General features: G+C 74.0%; 15 protein-coding genes. 5 read left to right on the plus strand and 10 right to left on the minus strand.

Annotated elements, in window-relative coordinates; translation table 11 throughout:
* Positions 1 to 140 precede the first annotated feature (140 nt).
* Positions 141 to 731 carry a PDZ domain-containing protein gene (locus WME97_RS36535; RefSeq protein WP_437544646.1) on the plus strand — a complete coding sequence of 197 codons (591 nt, stop codon included), beginning with the start codon at positions 141 to 143 and terminating at the stop codon, positions 729 to 731.
* Between the two features lie 37 nt (positions 732 to 768).
* Here WME97_RS36535 and WME97_RS36540 read toward each other — a convergent pair whose 3' ends face one another.
* The 6 genes from WME97_RS36540 to WME97_RS36565 all read right to left on the minus strand — a co-directional run bounded on the left by WME97_RS36540 (position 769) and on the right by WME97_RS36565 (position 9,918).
* Positions 769 to 2,187 carry a pyridoxal phosphate-dependent decarboxylase family protein gene (locus WME97_RS36540; RefSeq protein WP_437544648.1) on the minus strand — a complete coding sequence of 473 codons (1,419 nt, stop codon included), beginning with the start codon at positions 2,185 to 2,187 and terminating at the stop codon, positions 769 to 771.
* Positions 2,184 to 3,137, minus strand: a complete 954-nt coding sequence (locus WME97_RS36545) for an alpha/beta hydrolase (protein WP_437544650.1) — start codon at positions 3,135 to 3,137, stop codon at positions 2,184 to 2,186. Before WME97_RS36545 ends, WME97_RS36540 begins: the two co-directional genes overlap by 4 nt.
* A gap of 128 nt (positions 3,138 to 3,265) precedes the next feature.
* Positions 3,266 to 4,231, minus strand: coding sequence for a hypothetical protein (locus WME97_RS36550; protein ID WP_437544652.1), 966 nt, complete (start codon positions 4,229 to 4,231; stop codon positions 3,266 to 3,268).
* Positions 4,228 to 5,307, minus strand: coding sequence for a hypothetical protein (locus tag WME97_RS36555; protein WP_437544654.1), 1,080 nt, complete (start codon positions 5,305 to 5,307; stop codon positions 4,228 to 4,230). The genes WME97_RS36550 and WME97_RS36555 overlap by 4 nt, the downstream gene beginning before the upstream one ends.
* Positions 5,308 to 5,314: 7 nt before the next feature.
* A complete protein-coding gene (locus tag WME97_RS36560) occupies positions 5,315 to 7,060 on the minus strand; it encodes a protein kinase domain-containing protein (RefSeq protein WP_437544656.1) in 1,746 nt (581 codons plus the stop codon).
* Between the two features lie 359 nt (positions 7,061 to 7,419).
* Positions 7,420 to 9,918, minus strand: a complete 2,499-nt coding sequence (locus tag WME97_RS36565; RefSeq protein WP_437544658.1) for a beta-glucosidase H — start codon at positions 9,916 to 9,918, stop codon at positions 7,420 to 7,422.
* A gap of 126 nt (positions 9,919 to 10,044) precedes the next feature.
* Between WME97_RS36565 and WME97_RS36570 the strand changes: the two genes are divergently transcribed.
* Positions 10,045 to 10,653 carry a hypothetical protein gene (locus WME97_RS36570; RefSeq protein WP_437544660.1) on the plus strand — a complete coding sequence of 203 codons (609 nt, stop codon included), beginning with the start codon at positions 10,045 to 10,047 and terminating at the stop codon, positions 10,651 to 10,653.
* On the opposite strand, the gene WME97_RS36575 is transcribed toward WME97_RS36570, so the two are convergent.
* A complete protein-coding gene (locus WME97_RS36575; protein WP_437544662.1) occupies positions 10,642 to 11,331 on the minus strand; it encodes an RNA ligase family protein in 690 nt (229 codons plus the stop codon). The genes WME97_RS36570 and WME97_RS36575 overlap by 12 nt on opposite strands.
* A 118-nt stretch (positions 11,332 to 11,449) precedes the next feature.
* On the opposite strand from WME97_RS36575, the gene WME97_RS36580 reads away from it, so the two are divergent.
* Together WME97_RS36580 and WME97_RS36585 are read left to right on the plus strand one after the other, a co-directional pair.
* Entirely contained in the window at positions 11,450 to 12,580 is a 1,131-nt protein-coding gene (locus tag WME97_RS36580) for an AAA family ATPase (protein WP_437544664.1), read from the plus strand.
* Positions 12,581 to 12,684: 104 nt separating this feature from the next.
* Entirely contained in the window at positions 12,685 to 13,488 is an 804-nt protein-coding gene (locus WME97_RS36585) for a Uma2 family endonuclease (protein ID WP_437544666.1), read from the plus strand.
* A 26-nt stretch (positions 13,489 to 13,514) separates the two neighbouring features.
* Here the strand turns inward: WME97_RS36585 and WME97_RS36590 are convergent, their stop codons facing one another.
* Genes WME97_RS36590 through WME97_RS36600 form a run of 3 tightly spaced genes read right to left on the minus strand, consistent with a single transcriptional unit; the run spans position 13,515 to position 18,373 of the window.
* A complete protein-coding gene (locus WME97_RS36590) occupies positions 13,515 to 16,556 on the minus strand; it encodes an ATP-binding protein (RefSeq protein ID WP_437544668.1) in 3,042 nt (1,013 codons plus the stop codon).
* A 12-nt stretch (positions 16,557 to 16,568) separates the two neighbouring features.
* Positions 16,569 to 17,324, minus strand: coding sequence for an enoyl-CoA hydratase/isomerase family protein (locus WME97_RS36595; protein ID WP_437544670.1), 756 nt, complete (start codon positions 17,322 to 17,324; stop codon positions 16,569 to 16,571).
* The gene (locus WME97_RS36600; RefSeq protein ID WP_437544672.1) at positions 17,321 to 18,373 is read right to left on the minus strand and encodes a RimK family alpha-L-glutamate ligase; all 1,053 of its coding nucleotides are present in this window, start codon (positions 18,371 to 18,373) and stop codon (positions 17,321 to 17,323) included. Before WME97_RS36600 ends, WME97_RS36595 begins: the two co-directional genes overlap by 4 nt.
* A 278-nt stretch (positions 18,374 to 18,651) precedes the next feature.
* Here WME97_RS36600 and WME97_RS36605 point away from each other — a divergent pair, with 278 nt between their 5' ends.
* Positions 18,652 to 19,821 carry an acyl-CoA dehydrogenase family protein gene (locus WME97_RS36605; protein WP_437544674.1) on the plus strand — a complete coding sequence of 390 codons (1,170 nt, stop codon included), beginning with the start codon at positions 18,652 to 18,654 and terminating at the stop codon, positions 19,819 to 19,821.
* Positions 19,822 to 19,828 lie beyond the last annotated feature (7 nt).

Below are 19,828 nucleotides of genomic sequence, written 5' to 3' on the forward strand. Positions count from 1 at the left end.
CAACAGCCCGGACAGCGGCGGGGAATCGGTGGTTGGGATCTTGCAGCTCTCGACGTGAGCGACGTGAGCGACATGAGCTGACGTGAGCGATGTGAGCACGCGTGCGGACGCGTGGCGAACGCGCGGAGGACGCCGGGGCCATGCATGGCAGTCAACAGCGGGATCAGCCCCTCCGTGCGCGCGGCGCGTACGGGTGGGCTCGACGCCTCTCAGGGGTGCTCACGCCGCTCGTCCCGCTGGCGGTCAGCGCGTGCCGCGGCGACTGCCCGCGCGTCGAGGCCTCGCAGCAGCGCGTCGAGGCCTCGCAGCAGCGCGCCGAGGACACGCAGCAACGCGCCGGCGCGCCGGCGAGCCCGGCGGCCACCGCAAGGCCAGAGAAACGCGACAACCGGTCGAGCCGCGCGCCGACAGCCACCTCCGTCCCGGCGCCCTGGCTGCTCACCATCCAGCCGACCACGGGGGAGGGCGCGAGGATCGCGAGCATGGATATCCGCAGCTTCACGTCCCCGCTCCTGGAGCCGGGCGACGTCATCCTCGCGGTCGACGGGCAGCCGGTCCACTCGCTGGCAGGCCTCGAGGGCTACCTGCGCGCCCGCGTGCCCGGCGACATGGTGGTGCTCACCGTGCTGCGCAACGAGACCACGATCAACTATGCAATGCTCCAGGTGCCGGCCGGCGACGCTCCGGCGCCCCCGTCGGCCGCGGCGACCAGGCCGAGAGGCGGCGGCTGACCACCTCGCGTCCGCCCGCGGACCCGGCCCGTGTTCGTCAGGGCGGCGGCGCGCGCTCGACGACGAGCGCCTCGATGCGCGCCGCGAGCGCCTCGATGTCCCCGTCCGTCGTCTGCGGGTTCATGATGACGAGGCGCAGCCACGACTCGCCGCGCAGCGTGGTTCGCGTGATGTAGAAGCTCCCCTCCTCCACGATCTGCCGCCGGACGCGGTCCTGCGTCGCCGAGTCGCGGCCGATCCGGAAGCAGAGGATGTTGGCCTGCGGGGCGCCGAAGCACTCGAACGCCGGCCGGCGCGCGAGGAGGCCGTGGAAGCGCCGGGCGGCGTCGAAGAGGCGCTCGACGTGCGCGGACAGGCCGGCCTCGCCGACGAGGGCGAGGTTGAAGAACAGCTTGAGCGACAGCTGCGCCTTCGTGCACTCGAACGTGAGCTTGGAGAGATCGACGCCCTGCCGCTCGTCGTCGCCGTGCAGGTACGGCGCGTACTGCTCGTAGGTGCCGGCGAGCGCGGCGGGATCCCTGACGAGGACCGCGCAGGCCAGCGTCGATGTACCGAGCATCTTGTGCATGTCGCAGACGAGCGAGTCGGCGAGCTCGACGCCGTCGAGGAGGTCCCGGTAGCGCTCGGTGAAGCGCGCCGCCGCGCCGTGGGCGCCGTCGACGTGGAGCCAGAGCCCCTCCCGCCGGCAGAAGGCGCCGATCTCCCGCAGCGGGTCGAAGGCCCCGTTCGGCGTCGCGCCCGCGTTGGCCACCACGGCGAGCACCCGCTTGCCCGCCCGCTTCACCTCGTCGTACGCCCGCCAAAGCGCCCGCGGGACGATCCGCAGCGTGTCGTCCACGGCGACCTTCACGACGGCATCGACGCCGAGGCCCATGATGGCTGCGGCGCGCGCCACCGAATAATGCGCCGCCTCCGAGGCGAGCAGGACGAGGCCGGGTGGGACGCCCGCCTTGAAGCTCCCCGGGGCGACGCGCTCCCTGCACGCGAGCAGCGCGCTCAGGTTGCCCAGGCTCCCGCCGTGGGTGATGACGCCGTCGCCCTCGGCGCCCCAGCCGATCTTGCCCCGCATCCAGCGGAGGAGCCCGCGCTCGATCGCGGTCCCGGCCGGCCCCATTTCATAGACGGCCATGCCGTTGTTCAGGACGCCGTGCACGAGGTCGGCGAGCGACGACGACAGCATCGGCACGGCCACCTGGTGACCGAAGTAGCGGGGGTGGTGCAGCCGGTTGCTGTTGTCGAGGACGGTGGCGACGAGTGCGGCGAGATCCGCGCCGCCGTGCGCGATGGTGCGATCGAAGTCGAGCGCGGCGAGGATCTCCTCGATCGATCGCTGCACGAGCACCGGCCCTTCCCGGCGCTGCGCCCTGCGCACGTGATCCGCGAGCAGCGCGCCCAGGCGGGCCGCCTCGCGCTCGAGGAAATCGGGGGAGAGCGCGGTCGTCAGCGCGTCCTTCATCGCGCCCGCGCTCCTCGCCCTCTGCCGGGCGCCTTGTCGCCACCGCGCCTGCCGCTCAGGAACGCGAACGCTTCGTCGACCTGCTCGTCGGTCATCGCGTGCCCGGCGCGCGGCTTGCCGAGCGACCTCGATGGCCACTTCAGCGTGCGGAGCATCTTCGCGAGCGCCACCTGGTCCTTGTGCGCCGGGTCCTTCCCGCCCCAGCCGACGAACACCGGCGCGCGCAGCTTCGTCTGCGCGCCCGCCCGCTGCAGGTAGCGCGCGCCCGAGCCGCCTGCGAACGCCGCGTAGCCGTCGACCGGCAGCCGCCCGCGCATCGCCAGCGACGTCGCGTAGTACGCGCCGTTCGAGAAGCCGAACACGAGCACCCGCTCGAAGCGCGCGCCCGCGCGCCGCTCGAGCTCCGCGCGCGCCGCGTCCCACTCGGCGAGCAGGGCGTCCTCGTGGGCCGTCTGCGCGGCGGAGGCGGTGGGCCAGCACCACCAGTCTTCCATCGATTTCATCGATTTTGGCATCGCCTTCGGACCGATACCGCGCCGGCCGCGCGGCATCATCACGGCGGCCCCGTGCCGGGCGCCGGCCCGCGCCGCGCCCCGCTGCTGCGCCCACTGCCACCCGGAATCGGGCTGGACGACGCCGTGCAGGAAGATCACGAGCACCCGCGGGCCAGGCGCCGGCCTGGCCGGCAGGAAGGCGCACACCTCACCGGGCAGCGACGCGAGCTCGGGCGCACACCAGCGGGCCGCCGCCGGGTCCGGCGGGGACGCGGCCGCGCTCGCCACGGGCGCGGCCTCGGGGGGCGCGCTCGCCGTGGGTGCTGCTGCGGAAGGAGCGCTCGCCGCGGGCGCGGCCGCAGGGGGCGGCGCGCTGGTCCCGTCGCCGTTGGCCGAGGCAGATGCGCCCGCGGCCAGGAGCGCGGCCAGGGACAGCACCGTCACGAGCGAGCGCATGGGCGCGCAGTACCATGTCCGCGCTTCCGCCGGGAATACCCCTCGCCGCCTCTCTTTTGCGTCTTTGCCCCGCGACCTGGCGTCGAGCGCTCGCCGCGCGCCGTGGGTTCAGCGCGGGCCGCGCGGCGTCAGAGCCGCACCTCGATGCCGGCGCCGGACGCGCTCAGCCACGGCGTCACGGAGCCCGCCTTGGTCGTGCTCGGCGCGGGATCCTTCAGCAGCAGGTAGAGCCCGACGCCCACGGTCGCGACGCCGGCGACGCCGAGGACGTCGCCGGCGATCCCCTTGGCCCGCGCGGCGCCCGCGTCCGCGCCCGTGCTCGAGCGCGCATCACCTGCCTGTTTCAGGCCCGAGAGCCCGAGGATGGCTCCGCCGGCGAAGAGCGCGCCGCCCGCGCCCAGGACGACGAGCGGGAGCGTCCGGCTCGAGGATGCATCGGCAGCGCCGGCCACGGGAGGCAGAGCGCCCCCGGCAGCCGAGGCCTGCCTCGTCTCGGTCGTGGCTCGCGCCAGGGTGATCGGGACCTCGACCGAGCTGCCCGCGCCGACGCTGAACCGGGCGACCGAGGCGCGGAACCCCGGAGCGCTCGCCGCGATCTCGTGAGCGCCCGGATCCAGCTCGATGACCTGACCAGCGGTCGCGCTCAGCGGCCTCCCGTCCATGGTCAGCGTCAGCCCGCCGATCTCGGCGGGCCTGACGGCGATCGTCGCTCGGCCGATGCGCCCTTCGAGCGCCGCGACCGCCTCGCGCGCCGGCACGACGTAGGGAGAGGTCGTCGGCGTCGGCGGCTCGGCCAGGAATGTGCGAAAGCTGGCGAGCGCTTCGACGAGGTGCCCGGTCTCCTTCTGCGCGACGCCGAGGCTGTAGCGCGTGAGGGGAGCCGCCTTGATCTGGAGCGATCGGGCGTACAGCGCGCGCGCCTCCTCCCAGCGTCCCTGCTTCGCCAGCTTGGCCCCCTGGACGAACAGCACGCGCGCGGACTCCACATCGCCCGCGCCCTGCGCCGACGCGGCGAGCGGGACCGCGGCCATGAGCAAGGCCGCGGCGAGCGCGACGCCGAGGCGTGTGGATCGCGCTGCGGGGCGCGCGCTCATGAGCACTCTCCTTGCCGGCACTTCGTACGGGCGGGACATCTGTTGTCACAGGCGCCGCAATGAGCGTCGTTGTTCCACAGGTTGGTCTCGCAATGATGCGCCGCGTCCCCGTCGCAATCGGCGTAATGGCCATTGCAGGTCGTCTCGGTGCCTGCGCCGCTGCTCGCTGCAGCGCCTCCCGCGCCGCTCCAGCTGCTCGCGCCCTCGCCTCCCGCGCCGCTCCCACCAGCGCCGCCTCCGCTGCCGTCGCCTCCCGCGCCGCTCCCGCCGGCGCCGCTTCCGCTGCCGTCACCTCCCGCGCCGCTCCCACCAGCGCCGCTTCCGCTGCCGTCGCCCCCGCCGACGCTCGCGCCAGGACCGCTACCGCCGCTAGCGCCAGCGCCGCTCCCATCACTCGCACCAGCGCCGCTTCCGCTGCCCTCGCCTGCACTGCTACTCGCGCCAGGGCCGCTCCCATTGCTCGGGTCAGGGCCGCTCCCGCTGCTCGGGCCAGGGCCACTCCCGCTGCTCGGGCCAGCGCCGCTTCCGCTGCTCGGGCCAGCGCCGCTTCCGCTGCTCGGGCCAGCGCCGCTTCCGCTGCTCGGGCCAGCGCCGCTTCCGCTGCTCGGGCCAGCGCCGCTCCCGCTGCTCGGGCCAGCGCCGCTCCCGCTGCTCGCTCCAGCGCCGCTCCCGCTGCTCGCTCCAGCGCCGCTCCCGCTGCTCGCGCCAGCGCCGCTCCCGCTGCTCGCGCCAGCGCCGCTCCCGCTGCTCGCTCCAGCGCCGCTCGCGCCAGCACCGCTCCCGCTGCTCGCGCTCCCGCTGCCTCCGCTGCTTGTCGCGCTCTCGTCGCCACCGCTGCCCACGGTGGTCCTGCTCGCGCCGCTGCTCCCGATGAGGTCGCCCCCGCCGCGCCCGTCGCCGACCTGGTCCTCGAGCCCTCCAGCGCCCTCTGTTTCGTCGGCCTTGTCGGACAGCTCCTCGCTGATCAGAGCGGAGCAGCCTCCCGGACCGAGCCCCGCTGCAGCGAGCGTGACCAGGAGGAGCATCAGATCGCCAGAACCACGAAGGGAGCGGTGCTTCACCCCGGGAGTGCGCATGACCACCTCAGAAGTCGGGCGCCGCCGGCAGCGGCATGGACGTGGAGACAGGCCGCGGACGCGGCGACGCAGCCCGCTGAGCGCGCGGCTCGGCCATCTGAGCGCGCGGCTCGGCCACCTGGGCGCGCGGCGCGGTCCGTTGGCCGGCCGGCTCGGCCACCGGAGCGCGCGGCTCCGCAGGCGCCGGCAAGAGCTCATCCCATGGATCGCTGGGCTCCTCCCACGGCTCGCTCGGCTCGTCCCGCTCGGCAGGCGCGCTGTCCGCCGCCGCACCCCTCACGGCCGTCTCGGAAGCAGCCGCGCGCCGCGCGCCGGCGTCGGGGGGCGCGGCGCCGATGGAGGACGCAGCGGACGCCGTTCCCCGCAGCGCTTCCGACGCGCCCAGGGCGACGGCAGGAGCAGCCGCCATGACCGCCGGCCGAGCGGTGCCCGCGCTCGCGCTCCCACCCCGCGCGCCCAGCCCCAGGACGACCACCAGAGGCGCGGCGAAGGCGAGGACCCCGGCCACGAGCGCCTTCTGGAGCCACGGCGAGGCCGTGAGCCCGAGCCGAGCTCCGCGCCATGCCTCGGCCATCTTGATGGTGCCGCCCCGGCGCGCGACGGGCGCGGCCGCCGGCGTCGGCAGCGCGCCCGGCGCCTCCCGCGCGCCGGCCGAGAGCTGCGCCGCCACCTCCGCCCCGGAGGCCGCGCCCGCAGGCGCGGCGATCGTAGCCGCATTCTCCGCCGCGAGCGGCGGCTCGGCCCCTCGCGCGAGCCACTGGTGTGCGAGCGACGTGCCCGCCACATCCGCCGTCACCCCGCGCTCGACCGCCCAGGCGGCAAGCGCGCGGCCGAGCGCGCGCATGCTGGGCCATCGATCGGCCGGCGACTTGGCCAGCCCGCGCTGGAGGATCGCCCACAGCGCCTCGTCGCCGGCGCCGAGCTCTGTCGTCGGCACGGGCTCCTTGCTGAAGATCGCCACGATCACCGCGCTCAGCGTCTCCCCGCTGAACGGCCGCCGCCCGGTGATCATCTCGTACATCACCACGCTGAACGCCCAGACGTCGGTCTGCTCCCCGACGTCCAGCTGGCCGTCGGCCTGCTCCGGCGACATGTACTCCGGGCTGCCGACGATCATCCCTCGCTGCGTGATCGCAGGGCTCGCCGCGTTGGCGAGCTTGGCGATGCCGAAGTCGACGACCTTGGGGACGTGGCCGCCCGCGCCGTCGGGCACGATGAGGATGTTGGCAGGCTTGATGTCGCGATGCACGATGCGCTGCGCGTGGGCCGTCGCGAGCGCGCACGCGACCGGCAAGAGCATCTGGACCGCCTGCTCCGCCGGCACCCGGCCCCTCGCCTCCAGCCAGCTCGAGAGCGGCGTGCCCTCGAGCAGCTCCATCACCAGGAACGGCTCACCCGCGTCGGTCTCGCCGAAATCGAACACGCGCACGATCGCCGGATGGCCGAGCTTCGCCGTCGCGCGCGCCTCCCGGAGCAACCGCTCGGCGGCGTGGCCGTCGAGCTGCTCCTCGTGGAGCACCTTGATAGCCACGTCGACGTCGAGCCAAAGGCTGCGCGCACGCCACACCGTGCCCATGCCCCCCGCGCCCAGCCGGCCCACGATCTGGTACTTGCCCGCGAGGACCTCGCCCACGGCGCGCTCCCTCTGCGGCGATCCACGGACGCTCGACGAGACGCCGCCCGTGCTCTCATCGCCTCTCCCGGCGAGCGCGAGCCATCCGCTCTGGCCGGGGACATGGTGCTCGTCCATCATGGGTCGCCCTCCTGGAAAGCAAGCGGCGAACCAGGAGCCGTCTCCTCACCTCCGCCGGCGCCTGCGCGACCCCCCAGCCCACGTCCCGCCGCGCGCGCAGCGTCCGGCGAGCTCGACGCTCACCCGCGCGCCCTCGGGGCGAGACGACAAGACGAGCACGGATCCCCCTTTCCGGCCGGGAATCGGCCGCGCGCATCGGTCACGCTGAGGCAATTTGCACCAAGGCATTGGGCGGAGGAGCGAGGCGACCGCCATGATGCTCGGCAAAGCCTCGCTCCCGGGCTCATCGATTCGACCCGGAGATCGTCGGATCGATCCCAGCGAGCGCGCATAGCGCCCGGGGCTGCGCAGCAGCGCTCTCACTCGTGCAGGCGCACCGCGGTCTGTCTCGTCAGGACGGCGGCCGAGTGTCCCGCATGCAGCGTGTACACGCCGGGCTCCACCTGCCATCGGCCTGCCGCCCAGTGCGCGAAGGCCCGCGGCTCGACGGTGACGGCGACGTCGACCGTCTGATCGGGCTCGGCCTCGACGGACGCGAAGCCGGCCAGCCAGAGCGCGGGGCGCTCGACCCCGGAGTCCGGCCGCGACAGGTAGAGCTGGACCACGTGGCGCCCGCGGCGCGTCCCGACGTTGCGCACGCGCACCCGCGCCTCGACCGCCGCGCCGGCGGCGACGCTCGGCGCTTCCACGTCGAGGATCTCCCACCGCGTGTAGCCCAGGCCGTGCCCGAACGGGTAGGCCGGGGTGACGCCGGCGCGCGCCCAGGCCCGGTACCCGATGTGCAGGCCCTCGGCATAGACCAGCTTGCCGTTCTCGGGCTTCGTCGAGAGCACGGGCACGTCCTCCGCGCGCGCGGGCCAGGTCGTGGGCAGGCGGCCGCCGGGCTCCACGGCGCCGAGCAGCACGTCGGCGACGGCGGCGCCGAACTCCTGGCCCGGGAACCACGTGAGGAGCACCGCGGCCACCTCGTCGCGCCACGGCGTGGTCACCGGCCCGCCGGAGTTCACAAGCACGATCGTCCGGGGGCTCACGGCCGCGACGGCGCGGATCAGCTCGTCCTGGCGGCCAGGGAGCCCGAGCGTGGTCCGGTCGAAGCCCTCGCTCTCGATCGCCTCGGTGGTGCCGACGACCACGATCGCGACGTCGGCGGAGCGCGCGAGCTCCACGGCCCGCGCCAGCTCCTCCTCGTCGGACAGCGCCGGAACCTCGGCCCCCAGGGAGAACGCCACCGCGAGCGTGCCCACGGGGACGGTGTGCGTCAGGGCGAGATCGATCTCCTGGCCAGCGACCAGGGACAGCTCGGCCGCCCGCTGCGGCGGGGCGAGCAGGGCCGCGGCCATGTCGTCCTTGTCCGGCAAGACCGCCTCGTCGAAGAGGACCTGCCCGCCGGCGGTGAGGCGGTAGACGCCCACGCCGGCCACGCCGATCCGGTAGAGCCCGGCCTCGGCGGCGCGGAACCGCGCCGTCACCTCGATCGTCGCGGCCTCGTTCGCGCGCTGATCCCCGATGAACGTGAGGCGCCCGACGTCGCGGTGCTCCTCGTGCAGGACGCCGCCCTTCGCGTCGAGGAGCCGCACGTGGACGCCGTGCTGGCCGCTCACGGGGTCGACGACCTGGTCCCCGGCCACCGGCACGAGCCCTTCGTGGATGCGGGTGCCGACGGCGTGGAGCACCTCGGCGCGCCGGCCGAGCGCGGCGCGCAGCCCGTCCAGCGGCGAGACCGCGTAGTGCGGGTGGACGCTGGCGCTGCCGCCGCCCTGGATCCGCCCCGCCGCGGCGCTCGGGCCGATCACGGCGACGCGCCGCAGGCTGGCCGCGTCGAGCGGGAGCGCGTCGCCCTGGTTGCGCACCAGCACCATGCCGGCCGCGGCGGCCTCGCGGGCGAGCGTCCCGGCCTCGGCGCTGGAGAGCGGGGCCGGGGCGGGCGCGGCCGGTGCGACGCCCTCGAGGGCGCCGACCCGGGCGGCGAGGCGCAGCAGGCGGCGGACCTTGTCGTCGATGGCCTTCTCGGGCACCGCGCCGCGGCGGACGGCGGCGACGAGCGCCTCGCCCCAGGGCCCTCCCGGGCCCGGCATGGCGAGGTCCAGCGCCGCGCGCGCCGCGGCCTCGGTGGAGCGGGTCGCGGTCCAGTCGGAGATCACGACGCCGTCGAAGCCCCACTCGTCCTCGAGCGGCGACGCGAGCAGCGGGCTCTCGGTCAGGGTCACCCCGTTGACGGCGTTGTACGAGGCCATCACGAGCCACGCGCCCGCGCCGGTGATCATCCGCTCGAAGGGCGCGAGGTAGAGCTCGCGCAGCGTGCGCTCATCGACCCGGACGTCGACCGTGAACCGCTCGGTCTCCGAGTCGTTGGCGACGTAGTGCTTGGGCGTGGCGCCGACGCCGTGGGTCTGCAGCCCTCGGACGTAGGCAGCGCCGATCCGGCCGGTCAGCAGGGGATCTTCCGAGAAGCACTCGAAGTGCCTGCCGCCGAGCGGGCTGCGGTGCAGGTTGACGGTCGGCCCCAGGACGACGTCGACGCCCTTGCGCCGCGCCTCCGACGCCAGCGCGGCGCCGACGCGCTCCAGCAAGGCCTCGTCCCATGTGGCCGCGAGGGCGGTGGAGGAAGGGAGGCACACCGAGGGGTCGCGCTCGTCCCAGCGCTCGCCGCGCACGCCGACCGGGCCATCCGAGACGACCATGCGGCGCAGGCCGATCGCGGGCTCGGGGTGCGTGCTCCAGAAGTCGGCGCCCGTGAGCAGGCGGACCTTCTGCTCGAGCGACAGCGCGGCGAGGGCGTCCGCCACCCGCCGTTCGACGGCCTCGGGCAGGTGATCGGTCTTCTGGGGACGAGCGGAGCGCGAGTCAGCGACGGCCATGAACCCTCCTGGAAGCGCGGAGGCGCCCCGGCGAGGCGGCGCCACGCACGGGACTACCACGGTCGAGGAGTTGCGCGGGGATGGGAACGGCGCGATGCTCGCCGTCCCTCGAGCGAGGCCGCTGCCATGAGCCTCTCCACCGTGCTCCGCGTCCTCGGCCGCAAAGACGGCGAGGTCCACAGCGTGTTCCGCGCCGGGTCGCGCGTGTACGGCACCGCGTCCGCGACGTCGGACGAGGATTTCGTCGCCGTCCTCGCGCGGCGCGACGCGCGGCAGGACCTCGCCTTTGCGCCGGGCGTCAACGTCGTCGTCCACGGCCTCGACACCTTCCGCGACGCCATCGCCGAGCACAGCGTGTTCGCGCTCGAGTGCCTGTTCCTGCCGCCCGAGCACCGGCTCAAGGAAGGAAGACCGCCCTTCCCGTTCAAGCTCGACAGGAAGAAGCTCGCCGCGTCGGCCGCGAGCCGCTCCGCGTCCGACTTCAAGAAGGCCGGCGCCCGCTTCGACGACGAGCCGGAGGCCTCGAAGAAGAAGCTCTTCCACGCCCTCCGGGTGCCGCTCTTCGCCGTGCAGATCGCCGAGTCCGGCGTCCTCCACGATTACGGCGCCGCGAACCCGTACTGGCGCGAGATCGTCGCGGACGAGCGCCTCGACTGGGAGGAGTACCGCAAGGCCTACGGCCCGATCCGCGAGGGCCTCTGCGATCGGCTCGCGACGCTGGCCTCACGGCGGTGACGCGTCGACTGGCGCCGGCGCCGGCCCCGGGGCGAGGCGCTGGGGCCGGATCTCCTGGTGCATCCAGTGCTCGTCCGTCTGCACGTGCCCGCGCCGCACCCACTTGGCGAGGCGCCGCTGGAACGCCGCGTCCGGGAACTCGCCGGCGGCCCGCACAACCACGCCCTCGCGCGGGCCGCCGAACGCCGAGGGCTCCCGCGCGAGCGCGGTCGTCAGCGCCTCGAGCTCGCGCTCGCCCTCGACGGTGCCCCGGAACAGGACAGGCACCGTGGGGAGCCCCAGATCGTTCGCCTGGGCCACGACCATGTCCCACTCCCAGAAGAGGCCCCGCACGTCGTCCCGCACGCCGAAGACCAGCGAATACCCCGGGAGCGCCTCGTACTCGATGGAGTGGATCGCATAGCAATACTCGCAGAAGAGCGACATGCCCTCCGAGAGCAGGTGCGCGATGCTCGCGTGCGTGGCCTTCGCGAGGTCGAAGCTCGGGTGGGACGGAGGGCCCGAGTGCGATCGGGAGAAGACGCTCGCCCGCGTGTACGTGAGGTTGCTCCCGTCGCACTTCTCGGTGATGACGATCTCGACGCCGAGCAACCCCGACACGTCTGCCATCCTCTTGTCGTCGGACGTTCCGCCGGGGGACCACGGCAGGTGGAACGAGCGAGGGTATTTGGCGGACATGGCGGTGCCAGGGTAGCACCGGCGTCCTTTCGCGGACATGCTACGGCCCTCACGCGCGCTGCGCGTCGCGCGGCGCCGAACGCGGAGCCGATCGCGCGCTCGCCAGGGGTCCTCCGTCATGTCCTCCGCGTCCTCGCTCCTCGACCTGCTCACGCCCGATCCGGGGCGTGTCCCCTGGAACGAACTCCAGGTCTTCGACTGGGTCCGCGCGCTCGAGGCGTGCCCGCAGGACCCGATCCACCACGCCGAGGGCAACGTCTGGATCCACACCCGGATGGTGCTGGAGACGCTCCTCGGGCTGCCCGAGTGGCAGGCGCTGCCGGCCGAGGAGCAGCGCGTCGTGTACCTCGCGTGCCTCCTCCACGACGTGGCGAAGCCGGCGACCACCCGCGAGGAGGGCGGGCGGATCACGGCGAAGGGCCACTCTCGCGCGGGGGAACTCCTCGCGCGCCGCCTTCTCTGGGAGCTCGGCGCGCCGTTCGCGCTGCGCGAGCAGGTATGCGCGCTGGTGCGCTATCACCAGATCCCGTTCTATCTCATCGAGCGCGACGACGCGCGGCGCGTCGCCGCCGAGATCAGCCTCCACGCGCGCTGCGACCTGCTCGCGCTCGTGGCCGAGGCCGACATCCGAGGGCGCGTCTGCGCGGACATGGGGCGCGTCGTCGACAACATCGAGCTCTTCCGCGAGTTCTGTCGCGAGGAGGGGTGTTACACCGCGCCGCGGTCCTTCGCCTCGACGCACACGCGCTTCGTGTACTTCCGCTCCGATCCCGCCGGCGGGCGCCACCCGGACGTCGAGGTCTACGACGACACGCGCTCCGAGGTCGTGGTGATGAGCGGGCTCCCGGGCGCCGGGAAGGATACCTATGTTCGCCACCACCTCGCCGACTGGCCGGTCGTCTCCTTGGACGCGCTGCGGAGCGAGCTGGAGATCGATCCGGCGGACACGCAGGGACAGGTGGTCCAGGCCGCGCGCGAGCGGGCGAAGGAATACCTGCGGCGCGGCGAGCGGTTCGTGTGGAACGCGACGAACCTCTCGCGGCAGCGGCGCGGCCCGCTGCTGCAGATGGCGGCCGATTACGGGGCGAGGATCCGCGTCGTCTACGTGGAGGTGCCTGCATCGACGCTGTTCGCGCAGAACCGGGCGCGGGAGGCGGCGGTGCCGGAGGCCGTCATCCGCCGGATGATCGAGCGCTGGGAGATCCCGGCGAAGACCGAGGCCCACGAGGTGGTGCTGGCGGTGCGCTGACGCCTGACGTCGCCTGCCCTCTGCCGGAGCCGCCGGATGGAGCGGCACGAGCCGCCCGGCTGCGCCCGCACGCGGCATGGGGTACGCTGCGCCTGGAGCGACGTATGCCCTTCCAGAGCGAGAATTCTTTCATCCCGATTCCCCCGCCCGGCGAGGACGAGCTCCCGTACGACGATGGAGAGCCGATGGAATCCGAGCGCCACCGCGCGCAGATGGACCTGCTCATCGAGGTGCTGAAGCTGTTCTGGCGCGACCGCGACGACGTCTACGTCGCCGGCAACATGGCCATCTATTTCAGCGAGTTGCAGGCGAAGAAGAACGACTTCCGAGGCCCCGACGTGTTCGTGGTGCTCGACACCAACAGGCGCGAGCGCAAGTCCTGGGTCGTCTGGCAGGAGGACGGGAGGACGCCCGACGTGGTGATCGAGCTGCTCTCCGAGAGCACCCAGGCCGTCGATCGCGGCGACAAGATGCGGATCTACGCGAAGCTCCTGCACGTGCCGGAGTACTACCTGTTCGATCCGTTCTCGGGCGTGCTCGAGGCGTATGTGCTCGATCGAGCCACGCGGTCCTACCTGCCAATGCCGCCCGAGACGAACGGCGACGTCGTTAGCGCGTGCCTCGGCCTGCGCCTCGGGGTGCGCCACGGCACGTACCGCGGCCTCGCCGTCGACTGGCTGCGCTGGATCGATGCCCACGGGCGCGTGCTGCAGACCGGCGAAGAGCAGGCTCGCGCCGCCGAAGAACAGGCGCGCGCTGCCGAAGAGCAGGCTCGCGCCGCCGAAGAGCAGGCGCGCGCCGCCGAAGAGCAGGCTCGCGCCGCCAGCGATGAGGCGAAGCAGCTCGCCGCCCGGCTCGCGGCCTACGAGAAGCAGTTCGGTCCGCTGCCCGGCGGCGGCTCGAGCTAGCGGCCACCCGGCCGCCGACGCCAGGTTCAGCCCCAGCCGACCCGCTCGCCCCGCCCGAAGCCCGGCGCCAGCATCGCCGCCCACCGCGCCGGGCTCTTGATCCGCTCCCGCGCCATCACCGCGTCCGCCACGAGGAGCCGCTGGAGCCCCTTCTCCCCGCCGAGCAGCTCGCCCGCCTGGCGCCGCGCCGCCGCCGCATAGAGCGGCATGTCCGCCGCGTCGAACCCGGCCGCCGCCGCCTCCAGCCGCGCGATCGCCCCCTCCCTGTCGCCGCGCAGCTCGGCCGCGCCCGCGCGGATCAGCGGCACGAACGGGTCCGACCACGCCGTCTTCTCCCGGGCGAGCGCCGCGGCGTCCCGGAGCGCCGCCTGGATCAGCGGCTCCGGCTCGGGCGCCGCCTCGGCCACGGCGAGCGCCGTGCACGCGCGCTCGACGTGGGCCATCACCCGGCTGTTCTGCATCATCAGCAGCATCGAGCCCTCGAGCCTCGGCCAGGCGTCCGTGAGGCGCTTCATCGCGGCGCCGGCGCGGCCCGCGTACCGGTCGACGTAGGTCTCGCCGAGCAGCCCGACGAAATGCTCGAGGTGGAACCCCGACGTCGTCCACCTCGACAGCGCCCCCGCGATCGCGCCGCGCGCCCCCGCCACGTCGTCCGACGCGAGCGCCACCCACGTCGCCTGCACGCTGAAGATCGCCGCCGCGTAGAGATCCCCCCGCTGCTCGGCGGCGCGGAGCACCGCCGGCGTCGTCCGCGCGAGCGCGTCGATCTGCCCGCGGTAGTACCGCGCCCACGACGCCATCAGCTGCGTCGTCGCGAGCTCCCAGGACACGCCGGCGCAGCGGTCGCGCAGGAGCTCGTCGGCGACCTCGTACCACGCGGACGCCGCCTTCCAGCGCCCGGCCGTGAACGCCTCGAGCATGCCCGACACCATCATCGACAGGCCGAGCAGGTGCGGGCTGTCGAGCCGCTCCGAGAGCGCCCGCACCGCGGCGACGAGCTCCTCCGCGCGCGCCCGGCCCGGCGCCCCCATCATGCACGCGGACGAGGCCTCGAACGCGAGCGCGCGGCCGACGCGGTACGGCTCGCCGGCCCGCAGCGCGAGCAGCAGGGCGCGCGCCGAGAACTCGGCGGAGCGGACCATGTCGACGCCGGACAGCCCCACCGTCACCGTCCAGCAGGCGTCGATGCGCGCGAGGTCCTCCGGCCGCACCTCCGCCTCGGACCGCTCGCGGAACCGGAGGCCCCTGAGGCGCAGCTCGGCCCGGTGCAGGAGCAGCGCCACCAGCGCGCGCCGCGGCGTCTCCGGGAACGACAGGCCGACGGCCCGGAGGACGGCGCGGACGAGCTCGATCCCCTCGTCGATGTGCCCGCTCCGCAGGTACTGCTCCGCGGCCCGCCGGCGGAGCTCGAGCGAGAGCGCGCCGTCCGCCCCCTCCGCCGCCGCCGCGTAGATCCTCGCCGCCTCGGCGCTCTTGCCCGCGTTGACCAGGGCGTCGGCGCACCGCACGCCGAGCGCGCGCCGCTCGGCCTCGGGGACGTCCGCCTCGCGCGAGCGCAGGTCGAGCGCGAGCTCGTAGAGCCGCGCCGCGCGCTCGAACGCGAGCGCCTCCGCCGCCTCCTCGGCCGCGCGCTCGGCGAGCCGCCCCGCCCGCGCCGCGTCGCCCGCGCCCAGCCAGTGCCGCGAGAGCGCCTCCGCGTCCGCCGTCCCCAGCGCCTCGAGCGCCCGCCCCAGCCTCCTGTGCCGCGCCGCGAGCTGCTCCGGGCCGAGCCGACCGACCACGGCCGCGCGCACCCTGTCGTGCGACGCCTCGACGAGCTCGCCCTCGCCGGCGCGCCGCGCGGCGATCAGGTCCTCCATGAGCAGCAGCGTCATCGCCGGGGCAAGCTCGTCGTCGCGGAGCTTCGCCGCCCGCGCCACGACCGCCGCGTCGATCGGCTCCCCGGCGACCGCGATCACCTCCAGCAGCCGGAGCGCGTGCTCCGGCAGGCGGCGGAGCCGCGCGTCGAGCGCCCTGCCCCACGCGGCGTCGCCCCTGGCGCCGTCCTCGACCGAGAGCTCCTGCGCGTCGCGGGCGAGCTCGCCGAGCAGCCGCGGGTTGCCCCGCGAGGCGCGGGCGATGGCGTCCGCCCGCGCGCGGGTCACGTCGTCGCGCGCGAAGAGGAGCGCGAGCGAGAGCTCCTCGGCCTCGAGCGGCGAGAGCGGGCCGACCGCGATCTCGCGCAGCTCGCCGTCCCGGCGCGCCGACTCGATCCGCCCCCGCGCGCCGGCGGCCTCGGCCTCGGCGTCCCGGCGCTCGAGGCCCATCCCGTCGAGCAGCGCGCGGAGCGGCGCGCTCGTGGCGACGTCCTCGTCCCGGAAGCTGCCGAGGAACATCATCGCGGGCGCGTCGGGGGGCCGCGTGAGCTCGAGCAGGAGCGCCACGCTGTCGATGTCGCTCCACTGCAGGTCCTCGATCGCCACGACGAGCGGGCTGCGCTCGGCGATGCGCCAGAGCAGCTGGCGGAGCGCGGCGAAGCTGCGCTGCCGCAGCTCCTGCGCGTCGGGCGACTCGCACGCGCGCGGCGCCGACGCGACGGCCGGCACGCTCGAGAGCACCGGGAACACCCGGGCGAGCGCGCGGACGTCGCGCGGCAGGAGGCGCTCCACATCATCGCGCGAGACCCGCCGGAGGAAGCGGCTCAGCGCCTCCATCACGCCCCCGAACGCCTTGTAGGACTCGGCCGCCGCGAGCGCGCAGCGCCCCCGCAGGATGACCGGCCCCTTGTCGCGGCGGAGCCCCATCAAGAAGTGGTGGATGAGCGCGCTCTTGCCCATGCCCGCGGCGCCGTGAACGAGCACGGCGACGGGCCGCTCCAGCACGATGACCTCGGCGGCGCGCTGGAGCGCGCGCAGGTGCGGGCGGCGGCCGATGAAGTGCTCGATCGTCGGCGGCGCGGGCGGGAGCAGCGCGCTCGCAGGCGCGGCCTCGGCGATCGCAGGCGCGAACTCGGCGCTCCCCGGCGCGGGCTCCGCGCCCTCCGGCGGGGGCTCGGCGCCCTCAGGGTACTGCCGCTCCGCGCCCTCCACGCCGCGTCACCGTCACTTCTTGCTCAGGAACGTATCCATCGCACGCCGGTGCTCCGGGCCGTTCCACTGCTCGGCGAACGCCCGTCGCTCGACCTCGGCGGCGGAGGCGCGCAGCGCCTCGCGCACCTTGTGCAGGGACCGCTTCATGGCCGCGACCGACGCGCGCGGGCCCCCGGCGATGCCGCCGACCTGCGCGATCGCCCGGCTCCGCGCCGCGCCGGTGGGGACGACCTCGCTCACGAGGCCGACGCGGAGCGCCTCGGCGGCGTCGATCCTCTCCGCCGTCAGGAGCAGCCGCGCCGCCGCGAGCGGCCCCACCCGCTCGCAGAGCCGCGTCAGCCCGCCCCAGGCCGGGGACAGGCCCATCTTGACGTGCCGAAACGAGAGCGCGGCGTGCTCCTCGACGACGACGAAATCGCAGAGCAGCAGGAGCTCGCAGCCGCCGCCCAGCGCGTCGCCCTGCACGGCGGCGACGATCGGCACCTCGCTCTCCTCGAAGGCCGCGAGGCCCTCGAACAGCCGGAGGACGTCGCCCCCCTCCGCGCCGCCGGCGGCGAGCGCGTGGAGCTCGCGGATGTCGCCGCCCGCCACGAAGACGTCGCTGCTCGTCGCGGTGAGCACGACGCCGCGCACGCGCGGGTCGGCGCTGGCGCGGCGGATCGCCTCGCCGAGGCGGCCCGCGAAGTCGCTGTCGATGGCGTTCCTGCGCTCGGGACGATCGATGGTCAGGACGACCGCATCGCCGGCCGCCTCGACCCGCAGGGTCACGAGAGGACCCTCCGCGCGCCCCTCCCGCCGGTGAGCGCCGCGGCCTTCCCGCGGCTCGCGCCCGCCCCGTTCTCCGCCGCCGCGCGGCTCAGCCGCCGCGGCGCCGGCATGCGCTCGTCGTGGATCACCTCGGCGATCCGCGCCTCGAGCGTGCGGCGGCTGAGGCCCCGCTGCTCCGCCGCGTACCGCTCGGCGTAGCTGATGATCGCGCCCGCGACGTCGACGCCGCTCGCGCGCTCGATCCCCTCCAGGCCGGGCGAGCTGTTGATCTCGAGGATCTTGGGCCCGGAGCGCGCCTCGAGCATGTCGACGCCGGCGACCTCGAGGCCCATCGCCTTCGCGGCGCGCATCGCGACGCTCCGGTAGGCGCGCGGCAGCTTCACCCGATCGCCCTTGCCGCCGCGGTGGAGGTTCGAGCGGAACTCCCCCGGCTTGGCGACGCGGCGCATCGAGGCGACCACGCGGCCGCCGACGACGATGACCCGGATGTCGCGCCCCTTCGACTCGCGCACGTACTCCTGGAGCACGATGTCCTGGCCCATGGCCCAGAACGTCTCGAGCAGGGCGTGCACGGCGTGGGGCGTCTCGGCGAGCATGGTGCCGATGCCCTGGGTCCCCTGCTGGAGCTTCACGATCGCGGGGCAGCCGCCGACGAGCGAGAGCGCCGCCTCGACGCCGGCCGGGCTCCGGGCGCACACGGTGATCGGCACGTTGAGCTTGCGGCGCGTGAGCAGCTGGAGCGCGCGCAGCTTGTCGCGGCTCCTCGCGATCGAGACGGCGCCGTTCAGGACGGGGACGCCCATGAGATCGAACTGACGGACGACGGCGAGACCGTAGTTCGTGATGCTGGCGCCGATGCGCGGGATCACGATGTCGAAGCGGGGCACCGCCGAACCACCGACGAGCAACGACGGGCGGCCGCGCGACACGACGATCTGGAAATCGAGCGGATCGATGACGCTGACGTCGTGACCACGCGCGCGCCCCGCGAGCACGATCCGGCTCGTCGAATAGAGGGACGCGTTGCGGGACAGGACGAGGAGTCGCATGTGGCCCGGAGGCTAGCAGAGCCGGCAGACTGCGTGGATGGATGCGCGTGCCGATTCATTTTTCGCTCTTCGGCGGTTCTTCTGACGCTCGCGCCGCTCGCGCCGCTCACACCGCGCCCGCACGGTCGCGCGCCGCGCCATCGGCCCTCGTTTTCCATGGGGCTCCGCGCGGCCCGTCCGGCGGACCAGCGCGGCAGAAGCGCGGAGGTGCAGCGCTTGCGCTGAAAAATGTTTCGTGTACGAATCATCTCGGTCGTGCCGGCGAGGAGGGGTTCGCGATGTGGCAGCCGTTCACGGAAGAACATCAGCAGTTCAGGAAGACGGTGCGGGCCTTCGCAGAGAAGGAGCTCGCTCCTCATGTGGAGGAGTGGGAGTCGTCGGAGTGCTTCCCCAGCTGGGTGTTCAAGCGCGCCGGCGAGCTCGGGATCCTGGGCGCGCATTTCCCGGAGGAGCACGGCGGCGCCGGGCTCGACTACTGGTTCTCGGCGGCCAAGGCCGAGGAGCTCGTGCGCTGCACGATGGCGGGGGTCTCGATGGGCCTGCTCGTGCAGAGCGACATGGCGACCCCGGTGATCAGCGACATCGGCACGAAGGAGCAGATCGAGGAGTTCCTCAAGCCGGCGCTCGCGGGCGACAAGATCGCCGCGCTGGGCGTCTCCGAGCCGGCGGCCGGCAGCGACGTGGCCGGGATCCGGACGATCGCGCGCAAGGACGGCGAGGATTACGTGCTGAACGGGCAGAAGACGTTCATCACGAACGGGACACGCGCCGATTTCGTGACGCTGCTCGCCAAGACGTCGCCGGACAGGGGCGCCCACGGCTGCTCGTTCTTCCTCGTGCCGACGGCGCTCCGCGGCTTCAACGTCGCGAAGAAGCTGAAGAAGATCGGCAACAAATCCTCGGACACCGCGGAGCTCTTCCTGGAGGACGTGCGGGTGCCGGGGCGCTACCTGCTCGGCGAGCCCGATCAGGGCTTCGCGTACCTGATGCAGAACTTCCAGACCGAGCGGCTGGTCGCTGCGGTGAGCGCGATCGCGAGCTCGTTCATGACGCTCGACGGCACGGTCGAGTACGGGCGCGAGCGGGTGGCGTTCGGCAAGCCGATCATCAAGCGCGAGTCGTGGCAGCACAAGCTCGTGGACCTGTACACGCGCTGCGAGGCGGCGCGCGCGTTCGCCTACAAGTGCGTCGACCACTACAACGACGAGCGGTACGTGCGGAAGGTGCCGATCAGCTTCGACACGGTGAAGCTCATCTCGATGGCGAAGATCCTGGCCGGCGACGTGGCGAACGACGTCGTGGACACCTGCCTGCAGTTCCACGGAGGCTGGGGCTACATCGAGGACTTCCCGATCGCACGCGCCTGGCGTGATCAGCGGCTCCTCCGCATCGGCGGCGGGACGACCGAGACGATGAAGTACTACCTGGCAAAGCTGATGAACTTCTGAGCGCCCC

The sequence above is a fragment of the Sorangium sp. So ce367 genome, from assembly GCF_051520455.1.
In the GTDB taxonomy this organism is placed as follows: domain Bacteria; phylum Myxococcota_A; class Polyangia; order Polyangiales; family Polyangiaceae; genus Sorangium; species Sorangium cellulosum_B.

Excerpts from the sequence above, each read along its gene's own strand:
- WME97_RS36535 (WP_437544646.1), top strand. The coding sequence starts at position 141 with ATGCATGGCAGTCAACAGCGGGATCAGCCCCTCCGTGCGCGCGGCGCG.
- WME97_RS36540 (WP_437544648.1), bottom strand. The coding sequence starts at position 2,187 with ATGAAGGACGCGCTGACGACCGCGCTCTCCCCCGATTTCCTCGAGCGC.
- WME97_RS36545 (WP_437544650.1), bottom strand. The coding sequence starts at position 3,137 with ATGCGCTCGCTCGTGACGGTGCTGTCCCTGGCCGCGCTCCTGGCCGCG.
- WME97_RS36550 (WP_437544652.1), bottom strand. The coding sequence starts at position 4,231 with ATGAGCGCGCGCCCCGCAGCGCGATCCACACGCCTCGGCGTCGCGCTC.
- WME97_RS36555 (WP_437544654.1), bottom strand. The coding sequence starts at position 5,307 with ATGCGCACTCCCGGGGTGAAGCACCGCTCCCTTCGTGGTTCTGGCGAT.
- WME97_RS36560 (WP_437544656.1), bottom strand. The coding sequence starts at position 7,060 with ATGATGGACGAGCACCATGTCCCCGGCCAGAGCGGATGGCTCGCGCTC.
- WME97_RS36565 (WP_437544658.1), bottom strand. The coding sequence starts at position 9,918 with ATGGCCGTCGCTGACTCGCGCTCCGCTCGTCCCCAGAAGACCGATCAC.
- WME97_RS36570 (WP_437544660.1), top strand. The coding sequence starts at position 10,045 with ATGAGCCTCTCCACCGTGCTCCGCGTCCTCGGCCGCAAAGACGGCGAG.
- WME97_RS36575 (WP_437544662.1), bottom strand. The coding sequence starts at position 11,331 with ATGTCCGCCAAATACCCTCGCTCGTTCCACCTGCCGTGGTCCCCCGGC.
- WME97_RS36580 (WP_437544664.1), top strand. The coding sequence starts at position 11,450 with ATGTCCTCCGCGTCCTCGCTCCTCGACCTGCTCACGCCCGATCCGGGG.
- WME97_RS36585 (WP_437544666.1), top strand. The coding sequence starts at position 12,685 with ATGCCCTTCCAGAGCGAGAATTCTTTCATCCCGATTCCCCCGCCCGGC.
- WME97_RS36600 (WP_437544672.1), bottom strand. The coding sequence starts at position 18,373 with ATGCGACTCCTCGTCCTGTCCCGCAACGCGTCCCTCTATTCGACGAGC.
- WME97_RS36605 (WP_437544674.1), top strand. The coding sequence starts at position 18,652 with ATGTGGCAGCCGTTCACGGAAGAACATCAGCAGTTCAGGAAGACGGTG.